This is a genomic window from Actinocrinis sp. (assembly GCF_035938995.1).
GTDB lineage: Bacteria > Actinomycetota > Actinomycetes > Streptomycetales > Catenulisporaceae > DASZGI01.
In genome coordinates this window covers 1-9,186 of the sequence record NZ_DASZGI010000126.1, presented here as the reverse complement: position 1 = coordinate 9,186, position 9,186 = coordinate 1, and the positions used below count along the sequence as shown (strand labels likewise).

11 protein-coding genes are annotated in these 9,186 nt (G+C 69.2%); 1 reads left to right on the top strand and 10 read right to left on the bottom strand.

Translation table 11 applies throughout. The features are described 5' to 3' along the window. From VGZ32_RS08405 to VGZ32_RS08380, 7 genes are all read right to left on the bottom strand, one after another. On the bottom strand, nt 1–219 hold a 219-nt coding region (locus VGZ32_RS08405), incomplete at its 3' end, for a phosphoadenosine phosphosulfate reductase family protein (RefSeq protein ID WP_326885308.1). A 14-nt stretch (nt 220–233) separates the two neighbouring features. Beyond that, the gene (locus VGZ32_RS08400; protein ID WP_326885307.1) at nt 234–935 is read right to left on the bottom strand and encodes a phosphoadenylyl-sulfate reductase; all 702 of its coding nucleotides are present in this window, start codon (nt 933–935) and stop codon (nt 234–236) included. Further along, the gene (locus VGZ32_RS08395) at nt 935–1,105 is read right to left on the bottom strand and encodes a hypothetical protein (RefSeq protein WP_326885306.1); all 171 of its coding nucleotides are present in this window, start codon (nt 1,103–1,105) and stop codon (nt 935–937) included. The genes VGZ32_RS08400 and VGZ32_RS08395 overlap by 1 nt, the downstream gene beginning before the upstream one ends. Before the next feature lie 138 nt (nt 1,106–1,243). Next, the gene (locus VGZ32_RS29025; RefSeq protein WP_414642512.1) at nt 1,244–1,330 is read right to left on the bottom strand and encodes a putative leader peptide; all 87 of its coding nucleotides are present in this window, start codon (nt 1,328–1,330) and stop codon (nt 1,244–1,246) included. A 167-nt stretch (nt 1,331–1,497) separates the two neighbouring features. Next, nucleotides 1,498–3,213 carry a nitrite/sulfite reductase gene (locus tag VGZ32_RS08390; protein WP_326885305.1) on the bottom strand — a complete coding sequence of 572 codons (1,716 nt, stop codon included), beginning with the start codon at nt 3,211–3,213 and terminating at the stop codon, nt 1,498–1,500. 151 nt (nt 3,214–3,364) lie between these two features. Beyond that, entirely contained in the window at nt 3,365–3,493 is a 129-nt protein-coding gene (locus VGZ32_RS08385) for a hypothetical protein (RefSeq protein ID WP_326885304.1), read from the bottom strand. A 139-nt stretch (nt 3,494–3,632) separates the two neighbouring features. Next, nucleotides 3,633–4,598: an NlpC/P60 family protein gene (locus VGZ32_RS08380; RefSeq protein ID WP_326885303.1), complete on the bottom strand. Its 966-nt coding sequence runs from the start codon at nt 4,596–4,598 to the stop codon at nt 3,633–3,635. Between the two features lie 619 nt (nt 4,599–5,217). On the opposite strand from VGZ32_RS08380, the gene VGZ32_RS08375 reads away from it, so the two are divergent. Then, the gene (locus VGZ32_RS08375) at nt 5,218–6,264 is read left to right on the top strand and encodes a YihY/virulence factor BrkB family protein (RefSeq protein ID WP_326885302.1); all 1,047 of its coding nucleotides are present in this window, start codon (nt 5,218–5,220) and stop codon (nt 6,262–6,264) included. Nucleotides 6,265–6,780: 516 nt separating this feature from the next. Here VGZ32_RS08375 and VGZ32_RS08370 read toward each other — a convergent pair. From VGZ32_RS08370 to VGZ32_RS08360, 3 genes are all read right to left on the bottom strand, one after another. Next, nucleotides 6,781–7,554: an alpha/beta fold hydrolase gene (locus VGZ32_RS08370; RefSeq protein ID WP_326885301.1), complete on the bottom strand. Its 774-nt coding sequence runs from the start codon at nt 7,552–7,554 to the stop codon at nt 6,781–6,783. Between the two features lie 80 nt (nt 7,555–7,634). Then, nucleotides 7,635–8,183 (bottom strand): DUF2231 domain-containing protein, encoded by a 549-nt coding sequence (locus tag VGZ32_RS08365; protein ID WP_326885300.1) that lies wholly within the window; start codon nt 8,181–8,183, stop codon nt 7,635–7,637. A gap of 115 nt (nt 8,184–8,298) precedes the next feature. Further along, nucleotides 8,299–8,886 (bottom strand): DUF2087 domain-containing protein, encoded by a 588-nt coding sequence (locus VGZ32_RS08360; RefSeq protein ID WP_326885299.1) that lies wholly within the window; start codon nt 8,884–8,886, stop codon nt 8,299–8,301. Nucleotides 8,887–9,186 lie beyond the last annotated feature (300 nt).

The window sequence follows — 9,186 nt, the reverse complement described above, 5'->3', positions numbered from 1 at the left end:
GGTATCCACATGCAACAACCCGAACGGCACCGGCGCCGGCCAGAACGCCTTCACCGCCAGATGCAGCATCACAATCGAATCCTTACCCCCGCTGAACAACAACACCGGACGCTCGAACTCCGCCACCGACTCCCGAAAGATGTGGATGGCCTCGGATTCCAGTGCTTCGAGGTGCGAGAGCTGGCGTGGTCGTGAGGGGGCATCGGTCAGAACGGTCATCTCAGTCTCCTCGCTCACGCGTGCAGTCCGCACTCGGTCTTTCCGAAGCCCGCCCAGCGTCCGGCCCGCGGGTCCTCGCCGGGCAGCGGCCGACGGGTGCACGGCTCGCAGCCGATCGAGGTGTAGCCGTCGAAGAACAATGGGTTGATGAGTACCTGGTTGTCTTCGATGTACGCGTCCACCTGGCCTTGGGTCCACGCGGCGATCGGCGAGATCTTGATCATGTTGCGCTTGGCGTCGTAGTCCGCCACCCGGATGTCCGTCCGGGTCGGCGACTCCTCCCGGCGCATCCCGTTGATCCACGCCGCGTACGGCTTCAGGCCCCGCTCCAGCGGCTCGACCTTGCGAAGCGCGCAGCACTGGTCCGGACTGCGGGCATGCAGCTTCGGCCCGTACTCGGCGTCCTGCTCGGCCACCGTCTGCCGCGGCGTGATGGAGATCAGGTTGACCTGGTAGGCCTGGGCGACCGCGTCCCGGGTGCCGATCGTCTCCGCGAAGTGGTAGCCGGTATCCAGGAAGAGCACGTCGATCCCCGGGGCCGCTGCCTGCGCCAGATGCACCAGGTGCGTGTCCGCCATCGAGGACGCGACGACGAGTCCGTCGCCGAACTGCTCGCGGGCCCACGCGACGATCTCGGCCGCGCTCGCGTCGGCGAGCCGGGCGTCCGCCTCGTCGGCCAGCGCCCGCAGATCGGCTTCGACCAGGGTCGAGCTCATCACGCATCCGCCTTCAGCTTCAGACCGACAAAGGAGACCTCGAACACGCGCGCGCAGGACCGGCAGTGCCAGGCGCGGTGGCTGATCGGTTCGGGGCGCAGGTCCTCGTCCCCGCAGTACGGGCAGTACTGCGGCGCGGCGCGCTGGCCGCTCTCGCCGTCGGCGTTCATGGACTGGAGTCCTCCAGGTCGGCGCGGTGGGGCGCCGCCGCGCGAGACCGGAGCGGTGCACACAAGGAGATGTCCGGCCGACGCGCCCCGGCACCCGCGAAGGGCTGAGAAGCCCTGATCAGAACAGGCGGGCAGGGGTCAACGGGTCGGCATACAGACGGCGCTCGCGACGCGCTTGAAGTCGACGTGGCGTCGACCAACAAGAGCTATACCGGAGCGCGACATAGCAAGAGAGTGCCATTTTTCGGGCGTTCAAGTCCAGCCCGTTCCATGATGCGGACGCCCATCTGAGATTTTGAGACGCCGCTCACGTGCACGACGCCCGGTGGGGCCGCATGATGACGGCGCCGTCGGACGTTGATCGCGTGCTGATCCTCCGGGAGCCGGGCCCGTCAGGACAGCTGCTGCTCGGTCGCCCGCGCCGTCCACACGGCGAAGCCCTCGCCCGCGGCCCGGTCCGCCTCGAAGGCGCGCAGCACCCGCTCGATGTAGTCGGGCAGCTCGGTCGCGGTGACCTTGAGACCCCTGACCTTGCGGCCGAACGAGCCCTCGTCATCGTGGTCCGCACCCAGATGGCCGCCCAGGTGCACCTGGAAACCCTCCACCTGGTTGCCGTCGGCGTCGCGGACCAGCTGACCCTTGAGGCCGATGTCCGCCGTCTGGATCCGGGCGCAGGAGTTTGGGCAGCCGTTCACGTTGATCGTGATCGGGGTGTCGAAGTTCGGCAGCCGCTTCTCCAACTCGTCGATCGTCGCCGAGGCCAGCGCCTTGGTCTCGACGATCGCCAGCTTGCAGAACTCGATGCCGGTGCACGCCATGGTGTGTCGGCGGAACACCGAGGGCCGCACCTGCAGGTCGAGCGCCTTCAGCTCCCCGGCCAACCACTCGGTGCGGTCCCCGGGCACGTCCAGGATCAGCATCTTCTGGTCGGTCGTGGTGCGGATCCGGTCCGAGCCGACCGCCTCCGCCAGGTCCGCGATCCGGCCGAGCGTGACGCCGTCCACCCGGCCGACCCGCGGGGCGAAGCCGACGTAGAACGCGCCGTCCTTCTGCTCGTGGATCCCGATGTGGTCGCGCTCCTGCGGCGGCACGTGCGCGGGCGCGGGACCATCGGTGAGCTTGCGCTTGAGGTACTCGGTCTCCAGCACCTCACGGAACCGTTCGGCGCCCCAGTCCGCGACCAGGAACTTCAGCCGCGCGCGGGTGCGCAGCCGCCGGTAGCCGTAGTCGCGGAAGATCCCGGCGACCCCGGCCCACACGTCCGGCACGTCCTCCAGCGGGATGAACGCGCCGAGCCGCTTGGCGAACTGCGGGTTGGTGGACAGGCCTCCGCCCACCCAGAGGTCGAAGCCGGGGCCGAAATCCGGGTGCACCACGCCGACGAACGAGACGTCGTTCGCCTCGTGCACCACGTCCTGCGACCCCGAGACCGCCGTCTTGAACTTGCGCGGCAGGTTGGAGAAGTCCTTCGAGCCGACGAACCGCCGATGGAGCTCCTCGATCGCCGGCGTCCCGTCGATGATCTCGCTGCGCGACACCCCGGCCACCGGCGAGCCGAGGATGACGCGCGGGGTGTCACCGCAGGCCTCGGTGGTCTGCAGGCCGGTCGACTCGAGGATCTTCCAGATCGCGGGCATGTCCTCGATCCGGATCCAGTGCAGCTGGATGTTCTGCCGGTCGGTGATGTCGGCGGTGTCGCGCGCGTAGGTGGTGGACACCTCGGAGATCGCCCGCAGCTGCGCGACCGTGAGCCGGCCGCCGTCGATGCGGACCCGCAGCATGAAGTACTCGTCGTCCAGCTCGTGCGGCTCGAGGATCGCGGTCTTGCCGCCGTCGATCCCCGGACGCCGCTGGGTGTACAGCCCCCACCAGCGCATCCGGCCGCGCAGATCCTGCCCGTCGATCGCGTCGAAGCCGCGCACCGCGTAGATGTTCTCGATCCGGGCGCGTACGTTCAGGCCGTCGTCGTCCTTCTTGACCTGCTCGTTCGGGTTGAGCGGGGTGAAGTGCCCCTTCGCCCACTGCCCCTCGCCCCGGTGCCGCCGCACCTGGTGGCTGCGCACGCTCCGGCCAGTCGCGGAGGACGCGGGCGTGTTCGACTCAGCCATGGAGGAGTCCTTTTTCGACGGTGGTGATCAGATTGAGAGTGCCATCCGTCGTGCGGGAGCGTCCAGCCGATCCCAGTATGCGGACGATAATTTGAGACGATCTGGGCCGGGGACGGTACCGCCGCTCAGCTCAGGGCCAGGGTGCCGAGGATCACGGTGACCGTGGACGTGGACCCGTCCGCGTGCCCATGGCCAGCACGATCTGACCGATTTTCAGCTTCGAGGAGTCGGCGAAGGTGCTGACGGCCAGCTCCTTAGGCGGATCGTCCAGCTTGATCACGGCGAGGTCGCCCTGCGGGAACGAGGCGATCGAATTCGCGGCAGCGGCTCGCGGTCGGTCGTGAGGGTGACGGTCATCGTGGTCGCCATGCCGACGACATGCGCAACAGCGCGGTACGCCATATAGCCGAGTGGAGCGATCAGACGACGCGCCGGACCGCCGATATAGGCATCATGTTCCACGGCGCGTAGCCGAGTTGCATGCCTGTCCGCGGCGCATGGAACACGACACCGTTGCCGACGTAGATCGCCACGTGCTCATCGCCGGCGTAGAAGATCAGGTCGCCGGGGCTGAGCAGGTTGAGCAGCGCGGGCACCGAGTAGCCCATGTTGACCTGCTCGTATGTGGTGCGCGGCAGGCTTATGCCCGCAGCCGCGTACGAGGCTTCGACCAGTCCGGAGCAGTCGAAGCTCGGGTCGCCCTCGCCGCCCCACTGGTACCACATGCCGATCTTGGACTCCGCGTACGCTATCGCGACGCCCGCACGGCCCCCGACCTTCGGCAGCGAGGCTATCTGCTCCGCCGTCACCGTCCCGTACGAGAGCGACTGCTGCTCGGTGTAGGTCAGCTGGGACAACAGGTCCTGGGCCTGCCGGAACTTGGCGACGACCTGGTCCTTGGCCTGCGCCGCCTGGTTCTCCGCCTGCTGGAGCTGGGCGAGGCGGTCGGCGGCCTCCTTCTTCAGCTCGGCCAGCTGCGCCTGCTGGATCTTCAGCGACTTGAGCGCGATCAGCTCGTTCTGGCCCATCTGATTCATCACAGAGGCCTGCTGAAGGTAGGTGTCCGGGTGGTTGGACAGCATCAGCTCGAGCGTGGGGTCCACCGAACCGGACCGGTACTGCTCGGCGGCCAGCGGGCCGAGCGTCGCGAGCAGGTTGTTCATGGCCTGCTGCGAGGTGGCGGCCTCGCCCTGGATGGCGTCCACCTGCTTCTGCAGGTTCGCCATCTGCTCCATGGCGCCGTCGTAGACGTTCGTGGCCTGCTCGGCCTGCGAGTTGAGTGTGGTGACCTGCGCCTCGATGGTGCTGACCGAGTCCGCGTGGCCCGCGGTCGCGGTGAGGCCCACCCCGGCGGCGGCCGCCGCGGTCGTGGCGGTCAGGGTCATGACCGACCTGAGCGGTACCGTCGCCCGTCTATGGGACGCCATCTCGCGCGCACTCCAATGCAAGCAGTCGCTTTCCTGGCGCCTACCGGGTGAGCTGACGGGTTCGGGCCGGAAAGCGGAAGCGCGGCGCGCTCCCGTGTCAGAAGGCTACATCGCCGGTGACACAGTGCCCTACGACGCCTGGCGAGCCCACGGGCCCGGTCGGCGCCGATTCACCCCTGGACGACCCTGACCCGAGCGGAACAGCTGACGCTGTGTGGGATCCGCGGCTGGGCTGGGCGATCCGGTGGTTCCCCGGTTCCGGCCGCAGGGGCCGGATTCGGCGTCAGGCGCCGCCCGCGTCCGATCCGGGGGGTGGACCGGGTGTCGGGAGCACCTGCGGCGAAAAGATATTCCCGTGGGCCTGGACAAAACGGACTTCCAGAGGGCTCTTTACCGGAACTTTACGGCGCTGAGCCGACTAGGACCGCCTTGTCCGTTTTCCCCGGCACCGGGCGGGAACCCGGTGTCCGCTTGCCGCGTCCACCCCGGATCGGCCGGCCTCCTGTTGAGCGTTCGCCCACTCGGCGGGTACCGTGGGGCGCCGACGGTGCGTACCGTTAGCGACCGAGAAATCAGGATGTATACGGATACAGCTGAGCGCACGGATACAGCTGAGCGGGCGGCCACCGCGGCACCCCCGCCGCAGACCGCGCCGCCGGAGACTGTCACGCCGCCGCGCCGACCCCGCTCGCTCGCCCGCGAGACGCTGTCGCTGTGCCTGCGCCACCGGATCACCGGGATGTCCGCGGAGGCGGCGTTCTGGGCGCTGCTGTCCCTGCCCCCGCTCGCGCTCGGCACGGTCGGCGTCCTCGGCTACCTTCACGGGGCGCTCGGCCCGGCCCGCGCGGCGGCGCTGGAGCGGGAGATGACGTCGACCGCGGGAACGGTCCTGTCGGCCCGGGAGGTCCGCCAGACGGTCACCCCGGCTGTCCACTCGATGCTCGCCTCCGGGCACGCCGACGTGGTCTCGCTCGGGTTTCTGGTCGCGCTGTGGTCCGGCTCGCGGGCGCTGAACGTGGCGATCGACACGATCACGATCGCCTCCGGGCAGTCCGGCCGTCGCGGGATCGTGCGCACCCGCCTGCTCTCGCTCGTCCTCTACCTCCCGGCCCTGCTGCTCTGCGCGGCCGCGCTGCCGCTGCTCGTCGCCGGGCCTGAGCTGCTGAGCCGTTTGATTCCGGCCGCGGCCTCGCTGCTCGCGCCTCTGGCGTGGCTGGTGCTGGCCATGGCGCTGGTCGTCTTCGTCACCACGCTTTACCATCTGGCCTTGCCAGACCGTCCACGTTGGCGCACCGGCCTGCCGGGCGCTCTGGTGGCGCTCGTGGCGTGGGCCGCGGGCTCCGCCTTGCTGCGCGTGTATCTGCAGACCGGCGAGAACGGCGCGGGGGGCGTTGGCTTCGGCCGGCTGGCTGCTACCGCGGCGATCCTGCTGTGGCTGTACATCACGGCGCTCGCGGTCCTGGTGGGTGCGGTGTTCAACGCCGCACGGGCGGGTAGATCCGCACAGACCAGCGCGGCCGCTCCGGGAACAGGAAAAGCCGTCGAATCCGATGGCGGAAGCGGTGAAAATAAAGTCGAGACAGGACCCGTCCCGTCGCCTAGGATGACTCGATCATCCGCATAACGGATATTTGACAACGCACCAGGCAACCGGCGCACGGGTCGGACCCAGCGCCGATCAGGCGGTGGCCCCGGGCCATCGCCCGGACAGTGGGAGGTCACGATGCAGGCAAGCGCCGCCACGGGCGACCCAGCGCCGGCCGACGACGTGCCCCCACCGCGCGCGCACACGCCGACGTCAGGCAAGCGGCGCCGCGGCCGACGCCGTTCGGAGGCGCCCTTGGTTCCCGTCCCTGCCGACGGTCTCGGTTGGTCCGAGGCGGATCTGGCGGAACTCGATCGCTCGGCGCCGGGGCTGCTCCCCGGCCGGATCGTGCGTTGTGATCAATCCGGAGCCCTCGTCCTCATGACGTCGGGAGCGGCCCGCGCGACGTATTGTGCGGCGCTTCTGCTCGCGGCGGCCCGCGCTAAAGCCGGGGGACGCATGTGGCCGCGCCCGGGTGACCGCGTCGCCTTGCGACGTTGGCCGGACGGTCCCATCACCGTCGAGGGCGTCGTCCTGTAGAGCTCGTTCCTTCAGTCAGCGCCCGGCCTCGCCCAGGAACTCCGCGATCGCCGTGCCGAGGTCGGGCTTGGTGACCGCGCTCATGTGATTGCCCGGCACTTCCGCGAACCGGCCCTCGGGGAGAGCCGCGGCCAGTTCCTTCGCGGATTCGTGAGCCTCGTCCTGTGCCCCGATCAGCACGAGGGCAGGCACCTCGATGAAGGCCAGCGATTCCAGCGGAGTGTTGACCTGGGTGGCCAGGACGTGCCGCAGCGCCACGGGATCGCCGCCGATCGTCTTGAGGAACGCCTCGGCGCGCCACTCCGACGAGCCGCGCTCGAAGGTTCCCGGGCTGTCCAGCACCCGCAGGAAGTAGCCTCCGCGCCCGACCGCGTCCACGACGCCGTCCAGCCCGGTTCCCGCCACGATCGCTCGGGCCGGTGTCGCTCCGCGCGCCAGCATCCGCACCACGGTCCGTGCCCCCAGCGAGTAGCCGCCGAGGTCGTAGTCGGTGAGCCCCAGGTGGGCGAGCAGCGCGAAGCCGTCGTCGGCCAGCGCGTCGGGCGGATAGGCGGCCGGATCGTGCGGCCGGGCGCTCTCGCCGTGGCCGCGTAGGTCCGGCAGTACCACGTGGTAGCCAAGCGCCGCCAGCCGGGCGGCGGTGCCGTAGCGGACCCAGTTCTCGTGCGCCGTCGAGAAGTAGCCGTGGATCAGGACCAGCGGCCGCCCGTCCTGCGGACCCGTGACGCGGTAGGCGAGCTGGACGCCGTCGCGGCCTTTGAAGTACTGGACGGGAAGCTGATCGGCCATGCCCGCATTGTTTCACCCGCGCCGGACGCCGCTGGTCCCCGGCCTGGAGCCCGCCCGGAGTCGGTGGTCGCCCCTTTTCGTTAGCTCTGCGCTCGGGTGATCGCCGTGCTGTGCCCGACAGTATTGGTCGGCTCAGAATTGATCGGCACAGTATTGGTCGGCGCAGCGTCCGACAGGTTGATTCCGCCCCAGACCGCGCGGGCACCCGAGTCGCCGACCTGGACGACACGCACCAGGCAGACGGCACTCGCGGCGATCGTCAACGCGGTGATGGTGACCATCGCGGCGTGGTGGTCGGCGTATCCGGCGCGGTCGGCGACAACCAGGATGATCATCAGAACGGCCATCGCGCCGACGAAGTAGACGAGCGTCTGGCCGAGGTTCTTGTGCTGCTGGGCGATCTTCTGCAGGTACGGCGCGTGGTTGAACAGCGCGACGCCCGCCAACTGGGTGACGTAGGTCAGTGCGGTGACCAGGACGGCGAGGACTGCGGCCCAGATGCCGAACTTGCGCCGCCACGAGGGACGCGCGGCCACGGCGATGACGACGAGGCAGGCTAGGGGGATACCGACGACCGCCACGTGTATCAGAAGGATGTGGGTGGGCAGTCCGAATACCTTGACGGGCATCGGCGGTTGTGCTCCTCACTGGTTCGGCTGTCTTCCACAAGTGTGCACGCGTATCACCAGGCAGCAGAGGTGACATCGGCGAACACAAGGCAAACGTACGCGCCAAGGCGGCGGTTCACAGATTGACGGAGCCGCCGGTGCGCCAATAGAAGTTCTCCGAGCGGCTGAGGAAGTCCGCGTCGACCAGGTAGCGGCGCAGCGCCGCGCAGTCGTCGTGGAACTTCAGCAGGATCTCGTTGACCTCGGCCTCGGGATAGCGCACGCCCGGTTCGAACGCTTGGGCGATATAATCCAGCACGACCATCCGCTTGGCGTGCGCGAGCGGCACATGCGTGAGCCTGCCCCGCGCGAAGAAGCCGCGCAGAAGAGACGCCGTGGCCTCGTCCGTGGGCACGATGCCGGGGAGCGCGTCGTCCTTCTGCTTCGGCAGCGCCGCGACTGCGGAACGCAGCGTCTCCTCGGGGGTGGCCACCCAGCCCTCACCCGCGCGTTCGGCGAGACTGACGTCCTCGAACCGAGTCAGTGCGCGCGAGGCCTCCCGGACCGGCACTCCAGCCCGCTCGGCCAACTCGGCGGCTGACTGGGGCGTATCGTCCGGGGCGAGCATCAGGGCCGCGTAGACGCGCAGCCGCGCCCGATCGGCGAACAGGGCGATGAGCTGCCGCGGATCCGGCGGCTGGCTCTGGGATCCACGCGCGGTCACATCATTAGATCGTAGTCAGCCTAGGTTTCCGGTGCATGTGTCTTATCCGAGTGTCTCGGCTGACTGCGGCCGTGACCTGCCCCCAGTGACCTGCCGCCCGTGACCTTGCATGCGCGACCTGCCCCAGTGACCTGCCCTGCGTGACCTGACTTGTGTGACCTGACTTGTGTGACGCGCCTGGCCGCACCGATCTGTCAGCACCCGGCCGCAGCGGTCCGCCAGTGCCGGGCCACACCTGTCCGTCAGACACCACGGGACGACCCGGAGGGGTTGTGTGGGGAGACCACCCCGGGTCCGCGC

Bases quoted from the DNA above. Each gene is read 5' to 3' on its own strand.
- VGZ32_RS08400 (WP_326885307.1), bottom strand. From the start codon at position 935: ATGAGCTCGACCCTGGTCGAAGCCGATCTGCGGGCGCTGGCCGACGAG.
- VGZ32_RS08395 (WP_326885306.1), bottom strand. From the start codon at position 1,105: ATGAACGCCGACGGCGAGAGCGGCCAGCGCGCCGCGCCGCAGTACTGC.
- VGZ32_RS29025 (WP_414642512.1), bottom strand. From the start codon at position 1,330: ATGTCGCGCTCCGGTATAGCTCTTGTTGGTCGACGCCACGTCGACTTC.
- VGZ32_RS08390 (WP_326885305.1), bottom strand. From the start codon at position 3,213: ATGGCTGAGTCGAACACGCCCGCGTCCTCCGCGACTGGCCGGAGCGTG.
- VGZ32_RS08380 (WP_326885303.1), bottom strand. From the start codon at position 4,598: ATGACCCTGACCGCCACGACCGCGGCGGCCGCCGCCGGGGTGGGCCTC.
- VGZ32_RS08375 (WP_326885302.1), top strand. From the start codon at position 5,218: ATGTATACGGATACAGCTGAGCGCACGGATACAGCTGAGCGGGCGGCC.
- VGZ32_RS08370 (WP_326885301.1), bottom strand. From the start codon at position 7,554: ATGGCCGATCAGCTTCCCGTCCAGTACTTCAAAGGCCGCGACGGCGTC.
- VGZ32_RS08365 (WP_326885300.1), bottom strand. From the start codon at position 8,183: ATGCCCGTCAAGGTATTCGGACTGCCCACCCACATCCTTCTGATACAC.